The organism is Cellulomonas telluris, from assembly GCF_004886325.1.
Classification (GTDB): domain Bacteria; phylum Actinomycetota; class Actinomycetes; order Actinomycetales; family Cellulomonadaceae; genus Cellulomonas; species Cellulomonas telluris.
Window position 1 is genome coordinate 776,912 of record NZ_QXFN01000001.1, and the last position, 21,412, is coordinate 798,323.

21 protein-coding genes are annotated in these 21,412 nt (G+C 74.0%); 18 read left to right on the forward strand and 3 right to left on the reverse strand.

All coding sequences use genetic code 11. The features are described from left to right. The first annotated feature begins 212 nt into the window (after positions 1-212). Positions 213-1,490: an aspartate kinase gene (locus FB586_RS03735; RefSeq protein WP_136517942.1), complete on the forward strand. Its 1,278-nt coding sequence runs from the start codon at positions 213-215 to the stop codon at positions 1,488-1,490. 3 nt (positions 1,491-1,493) lie between these two features. After that, positions 1,494-2,552, forward strand: a complete 1,059-nt coding sequence (locus tag FB586_RS03740; protein WP_136517943.1) for an aspartate-semialdehyde dehydrogenase — start codon at positions 1,494-1,496, stop codon at positions 2,550-2,552. Positions 2,553-2,928: 376 nt separating this feature from the next. Here the strand turns inward: FB586_RS03740 and FB586_RS03745 are convergent, their stop codons facing one another. Then, on the reverse strand, positions 2,929-3,783 hold the full coding sequence (locus FB586_RS03745; RefSeq protein ID WP_136517944.1) for a cutinase family protein: 855 nt from the start codon (positions 3,781-3,783) through the stop codon (positions 2,929-2,931). A gap of 341 nt (positions 3,784-4,124) precedes the next feature. Here FB586_RS03745 and FB586_RS03750 point away from each other — a divergent pair, with 341 nt between their 5' ends. Next, positions 4,125-5,825 (forward strand): sodium:solute symporter family protein, encoded by a 1,701-nt coding sequence (locus tag FB586_RS03750; protein WP_136517945.1) that lies wholly within the window; start codon positions 4,125-4,127, stop codon positions 5,823-5,825. Positions 5,826-5,839: 14 nt separating this feature from the next. Continuing rightward, the gene (locus tag FB586_RS03755) at positions 5,840-6,118 is read left to right on the forward strand and encodes a hypothetical protein (RefSeq protein ID WP_136517946.1); all 279 of its coding nucleotides are present in this window, start codon (positions 5,840-5,842) and stop codon (positions 6,116-6,118) included. A gap of 101 nt (positions 6,119-6,219) precedes the next feature. Here FB586_RS03755 and FB586_RS03760 read toward each other — a convergent pair whose 3' ends face one another. After that, positions 6,220-8,484 carry an LLM class flavin-dependent oxidoreductase gene (locus FB586_RS03760; RefSeq protein ID WP_136517947.1) on the reverse strand — a complete coding sequence of 755 codons (2,265 nt, stop codon included), beginning with the start codon at positions 8,482-8,484 and terminating at the stop codon, positions 6,220-6,222. Between the two features lie 79 nt (positions 8,485-8,563). On the opposite strand from FB586_RS03760, the gene FB586_RS03765 reads away from it, so the two are divergent. The 3 genes from FB586_RS03765 (at position 8,564) to FB586_RS03775 (ending at position 9,755) form a co-directional block, all read left to right on the forward strand. Then, complete coding sequence (locus FB586_RS03765) at positions 8,564-9,022, forward strand: MarR family winged helix-turn-helix transcriptional regulator (protein ID WP_136517948.1); 459 nt, start codon at positions 8,564-8,566, stop codon at positions 9,020-9,022. A 74-nt stretch (positions 9,023-9,096) separates the two neighbouring features. After that, positions 9,097-9,342: a type II toxin-antitoxin system prevent-host-death family antitoxin gene (locus tag FB586_RS03770; RefSeq protein ID WP_136517949.1), complete on the forward strand. Its 246-nt coding sequence runs from the start codon at positions 9,097-9,099 to the stop codon at positions 9,340-9,342. Continuing rightward, positions 9,339-9,755 (forward strand): type II toxin-antitoxin system VapC family toxin, encoded by a 417-nt coding sequence (locus tag FB586_RS03775; RefSeq protein WP_136517950.1) that lies wholly within the window; start codon positions 9,339-9,341, stop codon positions 9,753-9,755. The genes FB586_RS03770 and FB586_RS03775 overlap by 4 nt, the downstream gene beginning before the upstream one ends. A gap of 9 nt (positions 9,756-9,764) precedes the next feature. Here FB586_RS03775 and FB586_RS03780 read toward each other — a convergent pair whose 3' ends face one another. After that, on the reverse strand, positions 9,765-10,412 hold the full coding sequence (locus FB586_RS03780) for a maleylpyruvate isomerase family mycothiol-dependent enzyme (RefSeq protein ID WP_136517951.1): 648 nt from the start codon (positions 10,410-10,412) through the stop codon (positions 9,765-9,767). A 115-nt stretch (positions 10,413-10,527) separates the two neighbouring features. Between FB586_RS03780 and FB586_RS03785 the strand changes: the two genes are divergently transcribed. The 11 genes from FB586_RS03785 to FB586_RS03835 all read left to right on the forward strand — a co-directional run bounded on the left by FB586_RS03785 (position 10,528) and on the right by FB586_RS03835 (position 21,381). Further along, positions 10,528-10,779: a DUF1905 domain-containing protein gene (locus FB586_RS03785; protein WP_136517952.1), complete on the forward strand. Its 252-nt coding sequence runs from the start codon at positions 10,528-10,530 to the stop codon at positions 10,777-10,779. A gap of 44 nt (positions 10,780-10,823) precedes the next feature. Then, the gene (locus FB586_RS20365) at positions 10,824-11,618 is read left to right on the forward strand and encodes a GTP pyrophosphokinase (protein ID WP_246036402.1); all 795 of its coding nucleotides are present in this window, start codon (positions 10,824-10,826) and stop codon (positions 11,616-11,618) included. 115 nt (positions 11,619-11,733) lie between these two features. Then, the gene (locus tag FB586_RS03795) at positions 11,734-12,498 is read left to right on the forward strand and encodes an SDR family NAD(P)-dependent oxidoreductase (RefSeq protein WP_136517953.1); all 765 of its coding nucleotides are present in this window, start codon (positions 11,734-11,736) and stop codon (positions 12,496-12,498) included. A 113-nt stretch (positions 12,499-12,611) separates the two neighbouring features. Continuing rightward, a complete protein-coding gene (locus FB586_RS03800; RefSeq protein ID WP_136517954.1) occupies positions 12,612-13,451 on the forward strand; it encodes a helix-turn-helix transcriptional regulator in 840 nt (279 codons plus the stop codon). 232 nt (positions 13,452-13,683) lie between these two features. Next, positions 13,684-14,091, forward strand: a complete 408-nt coding sequence (locus tag FB586_RS03805; RefSeq protein ID WP_136517955.1) for a GntR family transcriptional regulator — start codon at positions 13,684-13,686, stop codon at positions 14,089-14,091. Then, positions 14,088-15,017, forward strand: a complete 930-nt coding sequence (locus FB586_RS03810; RefSeq protein ID WP_136517956.1) for an ABC transporter ATP-binding protein — start codon at positions 14,088-14,090, stop codon at positions 15,015-15,017. The genes FB586_RS03805 and FB586_RS03810 overlap by 4 nt, the downstream gene beginning before the upstream one ends. Further along, on the forward strand, positions 15,014-15,769 hold the full coding sequence (locus FB586_RS03815; RefSeq protein ID WP_136517957.1) for a hypothetical protein: 756 nt from the start codon (positions 15,014-15,016) through the stop codon (positions 15,767-15,769). The genes FB586_RS03810 and FB586_RS03815 overlap by 4 nt, the downstream gene beginning before the upstream one ends. 95 nt (positions 15,770-15,864) lie before the next feature. Then, the gene (locus FB586_RS03820; protein ID WP_136517958.1) at positions 15,865-16,611 is read left to right on the forward strand and encodes a hypothetical protein; all 747 of its coding nucleotides are present in this window, start codon (positions 15,865-15,867) and stop codon (positions 16,609-16,611) included. A gap of 132 nt (positions 16,612-16,743) precedes the next feature. Continuing rightward, entirely contained in the window at positions 16,744-17,718 is a 975-nt protein-coding gene (locus FB586_RS03825) for an ABC transporter ATP-binding protein (protein WP_136517959.1), read from the forward strand. Position 17,719: 1 nt separating this feature from the next. After that, positions 17,720-18,517: an ABC transporter permease gene (locus FB586_RS03830; RefSeq protein WP_136517960.1), complete on the forward strand. Its 798-nt coding sequence runs from the start codon at positions 17,720-17,722 to the stop codon at positions 18,515-18,517. Positions 18,518-18,855: 338 nt separating this feature from the next. Continuing rightward, positions 18,856-21,381 (forward strand): glycoside hydrolase family 48 protein, encoded by a 2,526-nt coding sequence (locus FB586_RS03835; RefSeq protein WP_136517961.1) that lies wholly within the window; start codon positions 18,856-18,858, stop codon positions 21,379-21,381. Positions 21,382-21,412 lie beyond the last annotated feature (31 nt).

The following is a 21,412-nucleotide window of genomic DNA, read 5'->3' on the forward strand; positions in this document are numbered from 1 at the left end:
CGGCGCGGCATCACGACGGCAGCCCGGGGGCGGGGCGTCGTCGCACTCGACCCCGCGAGCGTGCGCCCGCGGCGCCGGTCGCCGGTAGGGACCGGAACGCTTCACCTGCGCCGACGTCACAGTCCGCGATGCGAAATCGGCACCGTCCGCATCCTGGTCCCGACCTACACTCGCGGGGTCCCCCGACCGACCTGACGGGAAGCGTTCCGACAGTGGCCCTCATCGTGCAGAAGTACGGCGGCTCGTCCGTCGCCGACGCCACCAGCATCAAGCGCGTCGCGAAGCGGGTCACGGAGGCCAAGAAGGCCGGCCACGACGTCGTCGTCGTGGTCTCGGCGATGGGTGACACGACGGACGAGCTCATCGACCTCGCGCAGCAGGTCACGCCCCTGCCGCCGCAGCGCGAGATGGACATCCTGCTCACCGCCGGCGAGCGCATCTCGATGTCGCTGCTCGCGATGGCGATCCACAACCTGGGCGTCGAGGCGAAGTCGTTCACGGGCCAGCAGGCGGGCGTCATCACCGACGAGGTCTACGGCAAGGCCCGTATCATCGACGTGACCCCCAGCCGGATCCGCGACACCATCGCGCGCGGCGAGGTGGCGATCGTCGCCGGCTTCCAGGGCGTCAACCCCACGACGAACGACGTGACGACGCTCGGCCGCGGCGGCTCCGACACGACCGCGGTCGCGCTCGCGGCCTCGCTCAAGGCCGACGTCTGCGAGATCTACACCGACGTCGACGGCGTGTTCACGGCCGACCCCCGCATCGTGCCCAGCGCCCGCAAGCTCGACCGGATCAGCTACGACGAGATGCTCGAGATGGCAGCCAGCGGCGCCAAGATCCTCATGCTGCGCTGCGTGGAGTACGCGCGCCGGTACGAGGTGCCCGTGCACGTGCGCTCGTCGTTCTCGACGCACACCGGCACGCTCGTGACGAACGAGCCCGACCCGAGCAAGGACACGACCATGGAGCAGCCGATCATCGCCGGCGTCGCGCACGACCGCAGCGAGGCCAAGATCACCGTCGTCGGGGTGCCGGACGTGCCGGGCAAGGCCGCGCGCATCTTCGAGGTCGTCGCCGGCGCGGGCGTGAACATCGACATGATCGTGCAGAACGTGTCGGCCGCCGCGACCGGGCTCACGGACATCTCGTTCACGCTGCCCGCGACGGACGGTGCGACGGCGACGCAGGCGCTCACGGCGCACCAGCCCGACATCGGCTTCCAGTCGCTGCAGTACGACGACGCGATCGGCAAGCTCTCGCTCATCGGCGCGGGCATGAAGTCGCACCCGGGCGTCTCGGCGCGGCTGTTCGCGGCGCTGTCCGAGGCCGGGATCAACATCGAGATGATCTCCACGTCCGAGATCCGCATCTCCGTGGTGACGCGGGCGGACTCGCTGGACGACGCGGTGCGCGCCGTGCACACCGCCTTCGAGCTGGACTCCGAGCAGGACGAGGCCGTCGTGTACGGCGGGACGGGGCGCTGAGCCATGGCTGAGCAGGGACTGCGCGTCGCGGTCGTCGGCGCGACCGGCCAGGTCGGCGCCGTCATGCGGCGCCTGCTGGAGGAGCGCGACTTCCCGGTCGCGTCGATCCGCTACTTCGCGTCGGCGCGCTCCGCCGGCACGACGCTGCCGTGGCGCGGCGAGGACGTCGTCGTCGAGGACGTCGCGACGGCCGACCTGTCGGGCATCGACCTCGCGCTGTTCTCGGCGGGCGGGTCCACGTCGAAGGAGCACGCCCCGCGGTTCGCCGAGGCGGGCGCGATCGTCGTCGACAACTCCTCCGCCTGGCGCCGCGACCCGCGCGTGCCGCTCGTGGTGTCCGAGGTGAACCCGGGCGCCCTGGACGAGATCCCGATCGGGATCGTCGCGAACCCGAACTGCACGACGATGGCCGCGATGCCGGTGCTCAAGGTTTTGCACGAGGAGGCCGGCCTGCGCCGCCTCGTCGTCTCCACGTACCAGGCGGTGTCCGGGTCCGGGCTGGCGGGTGCGCAGGAGCTGGACCGCCAGGTCCGCGCCGCCGTCGAGCAGGACACCCTCGCGCTCGTGCACGACGGCGGTGCGGTCGCGTTCCCGTCGCCGGAGAAGTACGTCGCGCCGATCGCGTTCGACGTCATCCCGCTCGCGGGGTCGATCGTCGAGGACGGCCTGCACGAGACCGACGAGGAGCAGAAGCTGCGGCACGAGTCGCGCAAGATCCTCGACATCCCCGACCTGCTCGTGTCCGGCACGTGCGTGCGCGTCCCGGTGTTCACGGGCCACTCCCTGTCGGTCAACGCGGAGTTCGAGCGGCCGCTGTCCGTCGAGCGCGCGACCGAGCTGCTGTCGACCGCGCCGGGCGTGCAGCTCGCTGACGTCCCGACGCCGCTCGTCGCTGCCGGGCAGGACCCGTCGTTCGTCGGCCGCATCCGCCAGGACGAGGGTGCCCCCGAGGGCCGCGGCCTCGCGCTGTTCATCAGTAACGACAACCTGCGCAAGGGCGCCGCGCTCAACGCCGTGCAGATCGCGGAGGTCCTGGCGTCCCGCCGGTTCGCCCTGGCCTGACGCGCACCCGCACGACGCGACGAGGCCCGGACCGCTAAACGGTCCGGGCCTCGCGCGCGCCCTGCGACGGCCGCCGCCCCCACCTCGTCCGCCGAGTTCGCCAGTCGGGCTCGAGTTCGCCACGTCGGCCTGGCGAACTCGAGCCGGCCTGGCGAACTCGCCGCCCGTGCCACCCCGAGCCGACGGATGGGTCCTGTCCACGTCACCGCTGCGCGCTCCTGGCGCCGGCACGCCGCCCTCGTCGGTCGGGGCCGACCTCGTCCGGTAGGGGTGACGAGGTCGGCGCCGGAGTGACGAGGTCGGCTCCCGGGGCCGACGTTTCCGGGTGCCGTGGGTCAGCAGGTGGGGACGCGGTCCCAGCCGTCGGCCGTCTGGGTCAGGGACACCTGGGTGCGGCTCGAGTAGTAGCCCAGGGCGTCTCGGGTGCCGCGGGCGTACGTGCGCAGGCCGACGCGGACGGCGCGGTCCGCCGCGACGTGCTCGCGGGTGCTGGCCGTGACGCACGTGGCCGGCTGGCCGGGCGTGGTGGGCGCCGGCGTGGGCGCCGGGGTCGTCGGTGCCGGCGTCGGGTCGCCCGGCCGACGAGCGCCGCGGCGAAGCGCGCGCCCTCGCCCACCGTGCCGTTCGAGACGTACGTGAGGTGTGCGGCGAAGCTGCCGCCGCCGCGCTGGCACACCGGGTCGCCGCTGTTGCAGAACTCCTTGGCCTTCGGGCCGTAGGTCGGGCTGGCCTCGGCGATCGTGCGGCCGCTGAGACCCAGCGGGTTGCCGTACACGACGACGGCGGCGACCCGGCCGGCGAGGTCCGCGGGGATCGACTCGCCCCGCGTCGTGCCGGTGCGGATGCCGATCGCGATGTCGGTGACGGTCGCCCCCTGGGAGTACCCGCCGATGACGAACCGCGTGCCGGGGCAGGCGGCTGCGCGCTCGACCACGCGGCGGGTCATGTCGGTGGCGCCGGGGCCTGCGCTCGTCTGGGCGCTGTTGGCGGCGTAGTCGACGGCGTAGGACGACACCGTGCGGCCGGGCAGCTCGGCCTGGATCGCGCGGACGAGCGGCGTGCCGACGACGCCGAGGCCGGCGCGCTCGCCGGTGCCGCGGGCGAAGACGACCTCGACGTCGGTGCAGCCGGTGGCGGCGGTGGCGGACGCGGCGGTGACGACGCCGCCGGTGACGGTCGTGGCCAGCGCCAGGGCGGCGACGAGGGCGCGACGAAGACGGTAGGGACGCATGCAGGAGCCTCGCAGGAGCATCGGGGGACGGGCCGCGCCGGGACGCGGCAACCCGTGGCCCGGAGGGTTCGGGCCGCTCAGGAGGATGTCCGAATCGTCCGAATCATGTGAACCCTCTCATCGAAGGTGCGCCCGATCGGGTGAAGCGCTTCGAGAGCGCGCGACGCGGCCCGAGAGCCAGGTCAGCAGGGCCGCCGTCGCCGGTGTGGCGCACGAGACGCCCCGCCTCCCGCGCTCGGCGCGCGCGCCGGCACCCCCGGCCCTAGCGTGTCCGTCGCCCCGCCCCCGGGAGGACGTCGCCGTCCACCGCCGGGCGACCGTACGACGACGAGGGAGCACCCGTGGACCAGGCCAGTGACGTCCTCCGCCTCGACGCGAACGCGGTCGACTACGCGCTCGTCGCCGTCTACTTCGTGTTCGTGCTCGGCATCGGGCTGCTCGCCCGGCGGCAGGTCTCGACGAGCCTCGACTTCTTCCTGTCCGGGCGCGCGCTGCCCGCGTGGGTGACCGGGCTGGCCTTCATCTCCGCCAACCTCGGTGCGGTCGAGGTCATGGGCATGTCCGCCAACGGTGCCGAGATCGGCATGGCGACCATGCACTACTACTGGATCGGCGCGATCCCCGCGATGCTCTTCCTCGGCATCGTGATGATGCCGTTCTACTACGGCTCCAAGGTCCGCTCGGTGCCCGAGTTCATGCGCCGGCGGTTCGGCACCGGCGCGCACCTGGTGAACGCGCTGAGCTTCGCGCTCGCGCAGCTGCTCATCGCCGGCGTGAACCTCTACCTGCTCGCGACGATCGTCAACGTGCTGCTCGGCTGGCCGCTGTGGGTGTCGCTCGTCATCGCCGCGGCGGTCGTGCTCAGCTACACCGCGCTCGGCGGCCTGTCCGCGGCGATCTACAACGAGGTGCTGCAGTTCTTCGTCATCGTCGCGGCGCTGCTGCCGCTGACGCTCGTCGGCCTGCACCGCGTCGGCGGCGTCGACGGGCTGGTCGAGCGCGTCACGGCCGGTCCGGGCGGCACCGAGGAGCTGTCGTCGTGGCCGGGGCAGGCGCTGACGGGCTTCGACTCCCCGGTCCTGTCGGTGATCGGCATCGTCTTCGGGCTGGGCTTCGTGCTGTCGTTCGGCTACTGGACGACGAACTTCGTCGAGGTGCAGCGCGCGATGGCGTCGGAGTCGATGTCCGCGGCGCGGCGGGCGCCCGTGATCGGCGCGTTCCCGAAGATGTTCGTGCCGTTCATCATCATCATCCCGGGCATCATCGCGAGCGTCCTGTCCCCGGAGATCGTCGCGCTCAAGGAGGGGCAGGGCGGCGGCGACATCCAGTACAACGACGCCCTGCTGCTGCTCATGCGCGACCTGCTGCCCAACGGCATGCTCGGCATCGCGATCGCCGGTCTGCTGGCGGCGTTCATGGCCGGCATGGCGGCGAACATCTCCGCGTTCAACACGGTCTTCAGCTACGACCTGTGGCAGCAGTACGTCGTCAAGGACAAGCCGGACGGCTACTACACGACCGTCGGGCGCGTCGCGACGCTCGCCGCGACCGTCGTCGCGATCTTCACCGCGCTGCTGGCCTCCGGCTACAGCAACCTCATGGACTACCTGCAGACGCTGTTCGGCTTCTTCAACGCGCCGCTGTTCGCCACGTTCATCCTCGGCATGTTCTGGAAGCGCATGACGGCGACCGCCGGGTGGGCCGGCCTCGCGAGCGGCACGCTGGCCGCGATCCTCGTGGCGGTGCTCAGCGAGGACGCCCTCGGCCCGCTCAGCGTCGGGGTCCTGCCGCTGTCCGGGCAGGGCGCGAGCTTCGCCGCCGCGGGCGCCGCGTTCGTCGTCGACATCCTCGTCAGCGTCGCCGTCACCGCGGTGACCCGGCCGAAGCCCGAGGGGGAGCTGCGCGGCCTCGTGTACTCCCTGACGCCGCGGGAGCTGCGGACCGACCCCGACGAGCACACGCTGCCCTGGTACCAGCGCCCGACGCGCCTCGCCGCAATCGCGCTCGTGCTCGTCGTCGGCCTCAACGTCGTCTTCCACTGAGACAGGAGCCGGACATGACCTCTCAGGACGAGGCGCGGGTGGTCCGCGCGTTCGACATCCGCACGATCATCGGTGCCCTGCTCGGCATCTACGGCCTGGTCATCACGGTCGTCGGGCTGTTCTTCACGTCCGAGGAGGACCTGGCGAAGGCCGACGGCGCCAACGTGAACCTGTGGACGGGCCTCGGGCTGCTCGTCGTCGCCGCCGGTTTCCTGCTGTGGGTGCGGCTGCGCCCGCTCGTCGTCACCCGGGACACCGGCACCGACCCGGAGGACCCGATGCGCCCGGAGTGACCGGACGGAACACCCCACGCCCCCGCGACGAGCGCAACCTGGCGCACGTCGGCGACGGTGCGTCGGTGCGTCAGGTTGCGCTCGCCGGGGGCGTCGGTCGGTCAGACGCGGGGGTCGATCGGGAAGTTCTGGTCGAAGACGTGGTCCGGGTCGTACGCGCGCTTGAGGGCGCGCAGCCGGGTCAGCGTCGCCGGGGGGAACGCGTCGAGCAGGCGCTCGGGGCGCGGGTCGGTCTCGAACGACAGGTACAGGCCGTCCATGTGCGGGTACGCGAGGCGGTCCCAGACGCCGTCGAGCCCCGCGCGCCCGGCGCGGCCGGCGAAGGCGGTCGCAGAGAACGCCGCGTGCCGGTGCGCGTACGCGGTGGCGTCGGGCGGGACGTCGTTCGCGGCGCCGCCCGTCGCGCGCAGCTGGACCAGCATCGCCTCCCCGGACTCCAGCACGCGGCCCAGGTCGGCGGCGGCGTCGGTCGTCATGGTCGTCAGCAGCCCGGACCGCGAGACGGGCGGTGCGCCCCCGTCGTGGTGCTTGGCGACGGGCCCGACGATCCCCGGGTAGGGCGTCAGCTGCGCACGCTGGTCGAGCACGGGCGCGACGCCGAGCATCGGCTCGAGCGCCTCGACGGCCGCCTGCGCGTCGTCGTCCGCCCACACCGTCATGGCCTGCGCGATCGGGCCGCGGCCGGGTGACGACGCCTGCATGTGCAGGAAGCTCGTGAGCTGCCGCGGCGCCTCCTCCACGAGCCGGCCCCAGCGCTCCAGCAGCACGGCGGGCTCGGACGCGTCGAAGACCATCTGCGCGAACACGACGTCCGGCACCTGCGCGGCCTCGACCTCGACCCACGTCACCACGCCGAGGTTGCCCCCGGCGCCGCGCAGGCCCCAGAACAGCTCGGGCTCGTGCTCGGCGTCCACGCGGTGCACGGCGCCGTCGGCGGTGACGACCTCGGCGGCGACGACGTGGTCGATCGTCAGGCCGTACGACCGCCCGAGCAGGCCGATGCCGCCCGTCGTCGCGAGGCCGCCGACGCCCACGCCGCCGTAGTCCCCGGACGAGATCGCCCAGCCGCGCGGCGCGAGCGCGGCGGCGACCGCACCCCACGTCGCCCCGGCGCCGAGCCGCACGCGACGCGTGGCGGCGTCGACCACCTCGATCTGGTCCAGCCGCCCGACGTCCAGCACGACGCCGCCGTCGTTCGTCGACCGGCCGCTGATGCCGTGGCCGCCCGACCGCACCGCGAGCGGCCCGCGCTGGCGCCGCGCGTACGCGAGCCCGTCGACGACCTCCTCGACGGTCCGCGGCAGCAGCACGAGCCCGGGCTCGCCGCGGCGCATGTAGGTGGAGCGCACGGACGCGTACCGCCGGTCGCCCGGCTCGACGGCGTCGAGACCCGCGGGGACCGCGTCGTAGTCGATGCCCTCCGCCCGCCTCGCCAGCTGGGCGGCCGAGCGCACAGGGCCCGTCTGCGTGCCGGCCGTCGCGCGTGCGGACGCGACCTGGTCGCGGACCGCCGGGGCCACCCGCTCGGCGAAGGTCCGGATGGTCCCCGGGTCGTCGGTGCCGAGGACGAACGTGCCGATGCCGTCCTCGAGCGCGAGGCGCACGAGGTCGTCCACCCACTGCTCGGGCGGGCCGACCAGGAGGCCGTCGGAGGCGGGGGAGAAGCGGCCGGTCAGGTTGAGCAGGCGGCGGATCTCGCGGGGGTCGCGGCCCGCGGCCGTCGCCGCCTCGTCGATCGCCGCGTTGCCGCGCACCAGGTCGCCCGGCTGCAGGTAGCCCATGGACGGCAGCCAGCCGTCGGCCTTCTCCGCGACGAGCCGCAGCATGCGCGGCTTGTACGCGCCGACCCAGATGCCGACGTCGTGCACGGGCGCGGGCCCGCGCTTCGCCCCGTTGACGTGGTGGTGCTCGCCGCCGGCGCGCAGCGGGCGCCGCTCGGAGGTGTCCCACAGGCCGCGGATGACGTCGATCGCCTCGCCCAGCGCCTCGACGCCCTGGCCGGGCGTCAGCCGCGGGACGCCCATCGCCTCGATCGCGTCCCAGAACGCCCCGGCGCCGAGTCCGAGCTCGGCACGCCCGTTCGAGAGCAGGTCCAGGCTTGCGACGGCCTTGGCGAGCACCGCCGGCGGGCGCAGCGGCAGGTTGTGCACGTTGCCCGCGAGGTGGACCCGCTCGGTGCGGGCGGCCACCCAGGTCAGCAGCGTCCACGTGTCGAGGAACGCGGGCTGGTACGGGTGGTCCTGGAACGTCACGAGGTCGAGGCCGACCTCCTCGGTGAGCACCGCGAGCGCCACCGGCGCCTGCGGGTCGGCGGCCTGCGGGGTGAGGAACGTGCCGAACGTGAGCTCGTGGCCGTAGTCGGTCATCGCGGTGCGTCTCCTGTCGTCTGCGGCCACGATCGTATGCATGGCAGACGATCTGTGTCACCGCCGGTACGCTGAGGGCATGAGCACACCCGACGGCGACCTCGGCTGGCAGCTCGGCACGCTGCTCGGCCGCTGGCGCGCGGCCGTCGAGCACGCGCTCGCCGACGTCCCGTCCGGCCCGCGCGGGTGGCACGTGCTCGCCGCCGTCGTCGACGGCGCCCCGCCGACCCAGGCCGCGCTCGCGGGCCGGCTCGGCATCGACCGCACCGTCATGACGTACCTCGTCGACAAGCTCGTCGGCTGCGGGCTCGTCGAGCGGCAGCCCGACCCCGCCGACCGGCGCGTGCGGCGGATCGCCCCCACCGCGGCCGGGCGCGCGGCCCACGCGGACCTCGCCGCCCGCGTCACGGCGGCCGAGGACGCCGTCCTGGCCGCCCTCGACCCGGCGGACCGCAGCGCCCTGCGGCTGCTCCTCGCCCGCGTCACCGGTGCCCCGGCGCACGGCGAGGACGTGTGCCGGGCGGTGGGTGCCGTCTGAGGACGTGCTCCGCGGCCCTTCCTCGCCGGGCTCGAGGTGCGTAACGTAGGTACGTACCTACGAGGAGGCCGGCCATGCCGCACCTGACGTCCCGCCAGTTCAACCACGACGTCTCTGCCGCGAAGCGAGCCGCGAAGGACGGCCCGGTCGTCATCACGGACCGCGGTCAGCCATCGCACGTCCTGCTGACCTACGCCGACTTCCAGCGCATGACGCGCCGCGCCGCGCGACCGCCGCTGTCCGAGACCCTCCGCATGGAGGAGGACCTCGACTTCGAGCCGGGCAGGGTGTCGTTCGACGTCCGACCTGTCGACCTGTGAGCTACGTCCTCGACACCAACGTCCTGTCCGAGCTGCGGCGGCGTGCGCCGGACGTCCGGGTCGCCGCGTGGGTCGACGGACAGGACCCCGAGGCGCTGCACCTCTCGGTGATGACCGTCTACGAGGTCGAGCTCGGAATCCGCTCGGTGGAGCGACGAGACCGGGCGCAGGCGGCCGCCCTGCGTGCGTGGTTCGCGACCCAGGTGCTGACGGAGTTCGCCGACCGGATCCTCCCCGTCGACACCGCCGTGGCCGTGCGCGCGGCCGCCCTCTCGGTTCCCGACCGCCGTCCGCAGAGCGACGGGCTCATCGCCGCGACGGCGCTCGTGCACGGCATGACGGTCGTGACCCGGAACGTGGCCGACTTCGCGGACGTGCCGGGCCTGGCGGTGCTCGACCCGTGGCGGCACTGACCCGGCTCGTCAGGACCGTGCGGTGCGCTCCCGCAACGTCGCCACGCCCGGCCCGTCGAGGTCGTCCAGGTAGGCGGTGCGCCCGGCCATCGCCATGGCGAGCGCGAGCGTCGTCCCGCGCACGGCCGGCCCGTCGCCGGCCCTGAACGGCCCGTCCGTCGCCTCGAGCCGCAGCCCGCGCACGGCGGACGCGCTGTGCACCGCGAAGTCGCGTCGCGCGAAGAACTCCGCCACGGCCGTGCTCGCCCCGATCGACGGCGTCGTCGCGATGCCGAGCGGACGGCGCACGTCCTGCGCGTGCACCACGACCTCCCCGAGCCACGCGGCGGCGTGCCCGGAGGGCGCGGTCGTGCGGTCGACCGCCGCGCGGAAGCGGGCCAGCGTCTCGGCGGGCGTCGCCCCGCGGTGCTCGGCGAGCCGGCGTGCGTTGTGCAGGTCCGCGTCGAACCGTGCGCCGACGATGCTCGCGAGCCACCGCAGCGGCGTCAGGTGCGCGGCGGAGGTCAGGTGCGCGACGACGTCCTCGACCGTCCAGCGGCCGCACAGCGACGGCGTCGCCCAGGCCGCAGCGTCCAGCGCCGCCAGGTCGTCCGCCAGGGCGCCGCGCTCCGCCCGGGTCGCGGCGGAGAGGTGGTCACGGGCGGAGCGGCGGGTCACGAGGGCCTCCGGAGGTGGCGGGCGCGGGGACGTGCACGCACGCTACGGCGGGGCACCGACGCCCATCCGGTCGCGCGCCCTGGCGCAGCGGGTGGTCCCCCGCCACACTCGCCGCATGGAGTACCGGACGACCATCCTCGCCACCGGCGGCACGACGACCGGCATCCCGGTGCCCGACGAGGTGATGACCGCTCTGGGAGGCGGCGGACGGCCCAAGGTCACCGTGACCGTCGGGTCGTACACCTTCACCACGACCGTGGGTTCGCGCGGCGGGCAGAAGCTCCTGCCGCTCAGCAGCGACCGGCGCAAGGAGTCCGGCCTGGCGGCGGGCGACGACGTCACGGTCTCGATCGCGCTCGCGGGCTGAGCCGCCGTCGGAACACCAGCGACCCCACGACCGTTCGACCGGTCGTGGACGAGGACGCGACGGCCGGCACCCACCCGCACCCGGACGGGCGCCCGTCCCGGGAGCCCGACGCCGACACCGGCGCGCAGGGACGGGTCCTCGCGCAGCTCGTGCACGCGCCGGCCACCCGGCTCGTCCGTCCCGGCGCCGACCCCGACGAGCTCGCCCGCCGCATCCGCGCGCTCCAGCGCGAGCTCACGCGCTTCCTCATGACGTACCAGTTCGGCATCGACGAGCTGCTGACGAAGGTGAACATCCTCCGCGAGGAGTTCGAGCAGACCCACGACCACAGCCCCATCGAGCACGTGCGCTCGCGGCTGAAGTCGATGGACTCCCTCGTGCAGAAGGTCCTGCGCACGGGCTGCGAGCCGACGCTGCCGGCCATCCGCGAGAACATCCGCGACGTCGCGGGCGTCCGGATCACGACGAGCTTCGTCTCGGACGCGTACTGGGTGGTGCGGATGCTCTCGCGCCAGCCCGACGTCGAGGTCGTCGAGGTCAAGGACTACATCGCGCACCCGAAGCCCAACGGCTACCGGTCCCTGCACGTCATCGTGCGCCTGCCCGTGTTCCTGTCCGACCGCACCGAGCACGTGTACGTCGAGCTGCAGGTGCGCACGATCGCCATGGACTTCTGGGCGAGCATCGAGCACCAGCTCTACTACAAGTACGACCGCGAGGTGCCGGTCGAGCTGCTGCACGAGCTCGAGGACGCCGCGCGCGTCGCGTCGGAGCTCGACGAGCGCATGGGGCGCCTGCGCGACGAGCTGCGGAACCTCTCCGCCCCGCGCGGCGGCTGAGCGGAGGGTGGGACCGCCGGTCCCCGGACCGGCACGTCCTTCCGCGGGCGGGTGGGGACGCGCAGCCTCGTCGTGACGGGCGCCCGCACGGGGCGGCCACGACGAGGAGGACACCATGACGGCACCCCGCATCGCCCTGGTCACCGGCGGCAACCGCGGACTCGGCCGGGCGGCCGTGCTGGCGCTCGCCGCGGACGGCGTGGACGTGGTCCTGACCTACCGGCAGCACGAGGACGAGGCGAGGGCGGTGGTGGACGAGGTGACCGCGACGGGCCGCCGGGCGGCCGCGCTGCGCCTCGACACGGGCGACACCGCGCAGGTCGACGCCTTCCCGGCGCGGCTCGCCGAGGCGCTCGCGGCCACGTGGGGGACGGACCGGTTCGACGTCCTGGTGAACAACGCCGGGCACGCCCTGCCGACGCCGCTCGGCGAGACCACCGCGGACGACCTGCAGAGCCTGTTCGACGTGCACGTGCGCGGCGTCTTCCTGCTCACGCAGGGCGTCGCGCCGATGCTGCGCGACGGCGGCCGCGTCGTGAACCTCTCCAGCGGCCTCGCGCGGTTCGTGCAGCCGGGCGGGCTCTCGGCGTACGGGGCGATGAAGGCCGCGGTCGAGGCCCTGACGCGGTACTGGGCCGTCGAGCTGGGGGAGCGGGGCGTCACCGTGAACGTCGTCGCGCCCGGGCCGGTCGCCACCGACTTCGGCGGCGGGCGGGTCCGCGACGCGGCCGAGGTGCGCGCGGCGCTGGGCACGCAGGCGGCGCTCGGGCGGGTCGGGGAGGCGGCGGACATCGGTCCGGTCGTCGCCGCGCTCGCCTCACCCGCGCTCGGCTGGGTGACGGGTCAGCGTCTCGAGGCGTCGGGCGGCACGCGCCTGTGACGGCCCGGGCGCGTCGCGGCACCGGGGCCGCACCCGCGTCCCCGGCGCCGTTGCCGCCGCGGGCCCGTCCGCGCACCCTTGCCCGCGGCCCTGCCCGGGCGAACACTGCGGGGGTGGACCGCGCCCAGCTCGCCGACTTCCTGCGCACGCGCCGCGAGGCCCTCCAGCCCGAGGACGTCGGCCTGCCCCGCGGCACCCGCCGGCGGGCTGCCGGGCTGCGCCGCGAGGAGGTGGCGCTGCTCTGCGGCATGTCGGTCGACTACTGGTCGCGGCTCGAGCAGGGCCGCGGCCCGCAGCCGTCCGACCAGATGCTCACGGCGGTCGCCCGCGGTCTGCGCCTCACGCTCGCCGAGCGCGACCACCTGTTCCGCCTCGCCGGGCACGCCGCACCCGAGCGCGTCGGCCGCGGCGAGCACGTCGCGCCCGGTCTCATGCGCGTCCTCGACCGCCTGCACGACACCCCGGCGCAGGTGATGACGGACCTGGGGGAGACCCTCGTGCAGAACGACGCCGCCGTCGCGCTGCTCGGGGACGCGTCGGCGCTGACGGGCCTCGACCGCGTGTCCGTGTACCGGTGGTTCACCGACCTCGATGCCCGTCGCGTCTACCCCGAGGACGACCACGACCTGCGCGGCCGCGTGTTCGTCGCCGAGCTGCGCACGGCGCTCGCGCGTCAGGGCGCCGGCTCGCGCGCCGAGCAGGTCGTCGACGCCCTGCTCGGGCGCAGCCCCGAGTTCGCCCGCGTCTGGGCGGAGCACGAGGTGGGGCTGGTCCACGGGCCGGTCAAGCGGCTCGTGCACCCCGAGCTCGGCGTGCTGACCCTCGAGTGCCAGAAGCTGCTCGACGTGGAGCAGTCCCAGGTGCTGCTGGTCTTCACGGCCACCCCGGGCTCGCCGGACGACGAGCGCCTGCGCCTGCTCGCGGCCCTCGGCCGCCAGCGCATCGGCGTCTGACTCCGCCGCCCCTGCCGCCCCCACCGCCGAGCGCGCCACTCGTCGGGCGAGCGCACCGGACACCTCTGGCGCGCCCGCCGGACGAGCGGCGCGCTCGAGCCGCGTCCAGCGGCCCGCGCACGGGTGGTGCGCGTGGGGTCCCCGATCCGACGAGGGAAGGCCCTTGCGGGATCTTCGGTTCAGTGGTTCATTAGTCATGTAACGAACCACTGAACAGGAACGGAGGACGCCCGTGTTCGACGGTCGTGACCCCGTGTACCTGCAGATCGCCGACCAGATCCGCCAGGACGTCCTCTCCGGGGCGCTGGCGGCCGAGGAGCAGGTCATGTCCACCACCCAGTACGCGACGACGTTCCGGATCAACCCGGCGACCGCCGCCAAGGCCTTCAACCAGCTCGTCGACGAGGGCGTGCTCTACAAGCGGCGGGGCGTCGGTATGTTCGTCGCCCCGGGCGCCCGCGAGCGTCTCGTCGCCGAGAGCCGCGAGAGCTTCTTCACCGACACCGTGGACCCCGTCGCCGAGGCGGCCCACGTGCTCAACATCCCCGTCGAGGACGTCGTCGCCCGCCTCCGTGCGCGCGCCGCCCACCTCGCCGCCACCACCGACACCACGACCACCGACACGGAGGCCGCACGATGACCGCCACCCCCGGCTACGGCGTCACCCTGCGCGGGGTCACGCAGCGCTTCGGCGACACCGTCGCCCTGGACGGCGTCGACCTCGAGATCCGCCCCGGCACCATCACCGGCCTGCTCGGCCGCAACGGGTCGGGCAAGACGACGCTCGGCTCGCTCGTCGCGGCGTTCCGGCGCCCGACGTCCGGGCAGGTGCTCGTCGACGGGGAGGACCCGTGGGAGAACGAGCGCACCGCCCCGGGCGTCTGCCTGGTCCGCGAGTCCGGGGACGTCCTCGACGAGGACCGTCTGCGCGACAACCTCGACTTCTTCGCCGGCGCACGCCCCACGTTCGACCGCGCGTTCGCCGCCGAGCTCATGGACCTGTTCGAGCTCGACCCGAAGAGCAAGCCCAGCAAGCTCTCGCGGGGCAAGAAGTCCGCGTTCGGCATCACGATCGGGCTCGCGAGCCGCGCGCCGCTGACGGTCCTCGACGAGGTGCACCTCGGCCTCGACGCCCCGAGCCGGTACGCGTTCTACGACGCGCTCCTCGCCGACTACCTCGCCCACCCGCGCACGATCGTGCTCTCCAGCCACCTGATCGAGGAGATCGAGCGGCTCCTGGAGGACGTCGTCGTGCTCGACCGCGGGCGGGTGCTCCTCACCCAGGACGCCGACTCGCTGCGGGCGGAGGGCGTCTCGGTCACCGGCCCGCAGGACGCGGTCGACGCGTTCGTCGCCGGTCGCACGGTCCTCGGGACGCAGCGCCTGGGCCGCACGGCGCAGGTCACCGTGCGCGGCGGCCTCACCGACGCCGACGTCGCCCGGGCCCGCGCGACGGGCCTCGATCTGGGCCCCGTCCCGCTCCAGGACCTGTTCGTCCACCTGACGGACCCGCGCCGGCGCGACGGCGCGGCACCGGCGCACGCCGAGAGCGAGGTGCTGCCATGAGCACCGCCACCGCCAGCCGCACCGTGGCCACCGGGCGGCGCACGTCGCCGCTCACGCACGCCCTGCGGCGCCAGCTGGGTGTCGCGGCGTACCTCGCGGGCTGGTACTGGGCGATCGCGCTGGTCGTGCTCCTCGTCGCGACGCTGATCGTCTGGCGCGTGAACGGCGCCGTGGACGTCTCGGTCGTCGCCTACGCACGGCAGTCGGCCATCTGGTTCCCGTTCTCCCAGGCGATCCTGCTCGTCGCCGCGCTGCTGCGCCCCCACCTCGCGGCCGGCATGACGCGCCGCACGTTCGTCCGCGCGTCGCTGGTCACGGCGGTCTCGACCGGGCTCGGCTACACGCTCGTGCTGAGCGCGCTGCTGCTGGTCGAGCGTGCGCTGCACACCGCGGTCGGCTGGGACGCCGAGATCCTCGAGCAGGGCTTCGAGCTGACCGGCCGGGACTTCCCCGCGATGGTCGCCGAGCTCGGACCCGCGCTCGTCCTGGCGAACCTCTGCGGCCTGCTCGTCGGCGTCGTCTACCACCGCTTCGGCGGGTGGTGGGGGACCGTCACGCTCCCGCTGACCGTCCTGCCGATCGTCGCCACCCTCGCGCTCGCGGGGGAGTGGTTCGGGTCGCTCCCCGCCCTCGACGGGGTGCTGTCCGGACCGGCCGACGCGCCGCTGCTCACGGGCGCCGTCCTCGTGGTCGTCACGGCCGGGGCGTACGCCGCCCTCACCCGCTCCACCCCGGTCCGCACCCCCCGCTGACCGAGGCACCACCGCCACCCCACCGCCCCCCCGCCCCACCGCCACCCCGCCCCACCTGCGCGCCGCCCGCGCCGGCCCCGAACCCGGAGGACCCGATGACCACCGCCACCGCCACCCGCCCCGGCACGCAGGCCTCGCCGACGCGGCACGCGCTGCGCGTCCTGCTGCGGGCCTTCCGCCCGCTGACGACGTGGTTCTGGGTGATCGTCGTCGTCGCCGCGGCCGCCGCCACACCGGTCGTGGCCGCCGTCAACGGCGAGGTCGAGATCTCCTTCGTCGGGCTCGCCCGGCAGGGCGGGATCTGGGTGCTCTTCGCGATGTCGATCGTGCTCGTCGCGGTGCACCTGTCGGCGAGCGTGGCGGCCGGCATGACCCGCCGCACCTTCGCCCGGGCGAGCCTCGTGGCCGCCGGCGGCACGGGCCTGCTCTGGGGCGTCCTGCTCACCGTGCTCGTGCTCGTCGAGCGCGCCGTGCACCGCGCGCTCGGCTGGGACACGCACCTCGCCGACGCGCTGCTGCCGGACCCGACCTCCTCCGTGTGGCTGCTCCTCGCCGAGCTCGTCCCCATGCACGTCGTCGGCGCCGTCACCGGGCTGCTCGTCGGGGTCGTCTACCAGCGCGTCGGCGGGTGGTGGGGCACCCTCGCCCTCCCGCTGACCTTCCTGCCCCTGGCCCTCGTGATCGGCACCGACGAGGCGCAGGTCGCCTTCGTCCCCGTCGACGGGGTGACGCCCGGGACGGCGGCCGCCGTGCACGTGCTCGGCGCGCTCCTCGTCACCGTGGCGGCCGCGGCCACCTACACCGCGGTCGCCCGCACCGTCGTCGTCCGCAGCACCACCTGACCCGGTGCGGGCACCGCCGCCCGCACCACCAGCAGCACCCACCGTCCCCACGGGACCGGCCCGGAGCCGGCCCCGCGGCACCCCACACCCTCGAGGCGCCTCCCGGCGCCCCACGAGCACCAGGAGGACGTCATGTCCAGCACCCCCGTCGTCCGCGCAGAGCACCTGCGCAAGGCCTACGGCAGCACGCTCGCCGTCGCGGACGTCAGCCTCACCGTCGAGCAGGGCGAGATCTACGGGATCCTCGGCCGCAACGGCGCCGGCAAGACGACGACGGTCGAGATGCTCGCCGGTCTGCGCACCCCCGACGCGGGCACCGTCCGCGTCCTCGGCCTCGACCCGACGCGCGACGCCGCCGCCCTGCACGAGCGGGTCGGGCTGCAGCTGCAGGAGAGCGCGCTGCCCGACCGGCTGCGGGTCCGCGAGGCGCTCGACCTGTACGCGTCGTTCTACGCCGACCCCGCCGACCCCGCCGACCTGCTCGACCTGCTCGGCCTGACCGCCAAGGCCGGCACGGCGTTCAAGGACCTGTCCGGCGGCCAGAAGCAGCGCCTGTCCGTCGCGCTCGCACTGGTCGGGCGCCCGCAGCTCGCGATCCTCGACGAGCTGACGACCGGCCTGGACCCGCACGCGCGCCGCGAGACGTGGGCCGTCGTCGAGGCGATCCGCGCGTCGGGCGTGACGATCGTCCTCGTCACCCACCTCATGGAGGAGGCCGAGCGCCTCTGCGACCGGATCGCGCTCATCGCGTCCGGCCGCGTCAGCGCCGTCGGGACCCCGGAGGAGATCGTCGCGCTCGCGCACGGCGAGCAGGTGCTGCGCGTGCGGCCCGACGGACGCGTCCCCGACGACGTCCTGCTCGGCGCGCTCGCGGGCGTGCCGGACGTGCGCGACGCGTCGGTCGCCGACCGCACGCTCGTCGTCCGCGGCGGCGGCACGCTCGTGCAGGACGTGCTGGTCGCGCTCGACCGGCACGGGGTGCGCACGTCCGACGTCCGTCTCGACCGCGCGTCCCTCGAGGACGCGTTCGTGTCCCTCACCGGCGACGGGGCCGACGCCTCCGCCGACGCCCGTCCGTCCGTCCCTGCGTCCGCCTCGGAGGTGTGACATGACCACGACCACCGCTCCCCGCCCGACCGCCCCGGCCCAGCGCCGCACGCTGGCCCGCATGGCCCTCGTCGAGGGCCGCCTGCTCCTGCGGGACCCCTCGGTGATGTTCTTCTCGCTGCTGTTCCCGGCCCTGCTCCTGACGGTGCTCGGGCTGGCGATGCCGTGGGCCGACCAGCCCTACGACGCCGAGGACCCGTTCCTGTCGCGGATCAGCGGCATCACGGGCTACACGCCGATCGTGCTGAGCCTGGCGATCGCCACGGTCGCGCTGTCCACGTACCCCGCGACGATCGCCACGTACCGGCAGCGCGGGGTGCTGCGCCGGCTGTCGACGACGCCGGTCGGCCCCGGCCGGCTGCTCGTCGCCCAGGTGCTGGTCAACCTGGTCGCCCTGCTCGCGGCGGCGGCGCTGGCCGTCGCCGTCGGGCTCGCCGTCCTCGACGTCTCGGCGCCGTCGCAGCCGCTGCTGCTCCTGGGCGTGTTCGTGCTGGCCGTGCTCGCGGTCTTCGCGATGGGCTCGCTCGTCGCGGCGCTCGCACCGACCGCGGCGGCGGCGAACGGGTGGGGCATGACGCTGTACTTCGTGTCGCTGTTCTTCGCAGGCGTCTGGCTGCCGCTGCCGATCATGCCGGACGTCGTGCAGGACATCGCCACCTACCTCCCGCTCGGCGCCGCCTCGCAGGCGATGACGGCGGCGTGGGTGGGGCAGCCGTTCCCGACGACCCAGGTGCTGGTGCTCGCGGCGTGGACGCTGCTGGCGACGCCGGTCGCGGCGCGGCTCTTCCGGTGGTCGTGACCGCCGGGGGCCGGCGCCGACCTGCGGGTCGGTGACCGGCCGGCGCGGGCCGGGCCGCGTGCACCGTCCAGGAGGGGACGGTGCACGGGCCCGGCCCGTCGTCGTTCGTGGGCGCGCTCCCACCAGTTGGCCCCGCTAATCGTTTCGCGACCTTCTCCCTCGCGGCGCGCGTCAGGAGAGTGAGCGCGTCCTGACCGCCGGGCCGGCGCACCGAGGCGCCCGCCCCGACGGTCCGTTCCTTCGTGCACCGCACCGGCGCGCGCGACCGCGCCCGCCGGGTCACCGGGACGCCCCGCACCGACGCGTACGTCCCGGACGCCGAGAAAGGTACGGAAACGATGTCCTCTACCACCCGACGGCGTGCCGTCAGGGCGGCCTGGGCCGTCCTGGCAGCGACGTCGCTCGTGGGCGTCGCGGGCGGGCAGTCCGCGTTCGCCCTCGCGGGCTCGACGGCGCAGGCCGCGCCCGTCGCCGCGGCAGCCGCGCCGGCCGACTCCGAGTACGCCCAGCGGTTCCTCGAGCAGTACGAGAAGATCAAGGACCCGGCCAACGGGTACTTCAGCGACCAGGGCATCCCGTACCACGCGGTCGAGACCCTCATGGTCGAGGCGCCCGACCACGGGCACATGACGACGTCCGAGGCCTACAGCTACTGGCTGTGGCTCGAGGCGCTGTACGGCCAGCACACGGGAGAGTGGGCCCCGCTGAACGAGGCGTGGGACACCATGGAGAAGTACATGATCCCGCAGGCGGCCGACCAGCCCACGAACTCGTTCTACAACCCGAGCAAGCCGGCCACGTACGCGGCGGAGTTCAATCACCCGAGCCAGTACCCCTCGCAGCTCAACACGAGCGGCACGGTCGGCGTCGACCCCCTCGCCAACGAGCTGAAGTCGACCTACGGCACGTCGGACATCTACCAGATGCACTGGCTCGCGGACGTCGACAACGTCTACGGCTTCGGCAACGCGCCCGGCGCGGGCTGCCAGCTCGGCCCGTCGTACGAGGGCACGTCCTACATCAACACGTTCCAGCGTGGCCCCCAGGAGTCGGTCTGGGAGACCATCCCGCAGCCCACCTGCGACGACTTCACGTTCGGCGGCCGCAACGGCTTCCTCGACATCTTCACGGGCGACGCGTCGTACGCGAAGCAGTGGAAGTACACGTCGGCGTCCGACGCCGACGCCCGTGCCGTCGAGGCCATCTACTGGGCCAACAAGTGGGCCACCGAGCAGGGCAAGGCGTCCGAGGTCGCGGGCACCGTGGCGAAGGCCGCCAAGCTCGGCGACTACCTGCGCTACACGCTGTTCGACAAGTACTTCAAGACCATCGGCTGCACCTCGCCGTCGTGCCCGGCCGGCACCGGCCGCGACAGCGCGCACTACCTGCTGTCCTGGTACATGGCGTGGGGCGGCGCGCAGGACCCGTCCGCGGGCTGGGCGTGGCGCATCAGCTCCTCCCACGCGCACATGGGCTACCAGAACCCGTTCGCGGCGTGGGCGCTGTCCAACGACGCCAAGCTGACGCCGAAGTCGCCGACGGCCAAGTCCGACTGGACGAAGGCCATGGACCGCCAGCTCGAGTTCTACACCTGGCTGCAGTCGAGCAACGGGCCGATCGCCGGTGGCGCCACCAACAGCTGGGACGGCGCGTACGCGGCGCACCCGGCCGGCACCCCGACGTTCTACGGCATGGGGTACACCGAGGCGCCGGTCTACCACGACCCGCCGTCGAACCAGTGGTTCGGCATGCAGGCGTGGGGTGTGCAGCGCGTCGCCGAGCTGTACTACGAGACGGGCAACGCGAAGGCGAAGCGCGTCCTCGACAAGTGGGTCCCGTGGGTCGTCGCGAACATCGAGGTCGACGGCGACGACTGGTCGGTGCCGAGCGAGCTCACGTGGTCCGGCAAGCCCGACACGTGGAACCCGACGAACCCCGGCTCGAACGCCGGCCTCACCGTCACGCTGAAGAGCTCCGGCCAGGACGTCGGCGTCGCCGGCGACACCGCCCGCGCGCTCCTCTTCTACGCCGCCCGCTCCGGCGACACCGCGGCCCGCGACAAGGCGAAGGCCCTGCTCGACGTCATCTGGGAGAACCACCAGGACGACCTGGGCGTGGCGACGCAGGAGACCCGCGGCGACTACCAGCGGTTCGACGACACCTACGTGGCCGGCGGCAACGGCGTCTACGTGCCGCCGAGCTACTCCGGCACGATGCCCAACGGCGACGTCATCAAGCCCGGCGTCTCCTTCCTCGACATCCGGTCCTTCTACAAGCAGGACCCGCAGTGGTCGAAGGTGGAGACCGCGCTGCGCACGGGCGTGAACCCCACGTTCACGTACCACCGGTTCTGGGCGCAGACGGCCATCGCCGGCGCGCTGTCGGACTACGCCCGCCTGTTCGAGGGCGGCGGCAGCACCCCGACCCCGACGCCGACGGTGACGCCCACGGCCACCCCGACGGTGACGCCCACCGTGACCCCGACCGTCACCCCCACGGTGACGCCGACGGTCACGCCGACCGCGACGCCGACGCAGAACCCCGGCGGGGCCTGCACGGTCCGGTACACCAGCAACGACTGGAACACCGGCTACACCGCCTCGGTGCGGATCACGAACACCGGCCGGACCGCGCTGAGCGGCTGGACCCTGCGGTTCGACCTGTCCAACGGGCAGCGCGTGCAGCAGGGCTGGAGCGCCCAGTGGGCGCAGTCCGGCTCGACCGTGACCGTGACGAACGCGGCCTGGAACGGCTCGCTCGCACCGGGCGCGTCGGTCGAGATCGGGTACAACGGCTCGCACTCGGGCCAGAACCCGAAGCCGACGGCGTTCACGCTGAACGGCGCCACCTGCGGCACCGCGTGACGCGCGGCGCCTGACGACCCCGCCACGACCC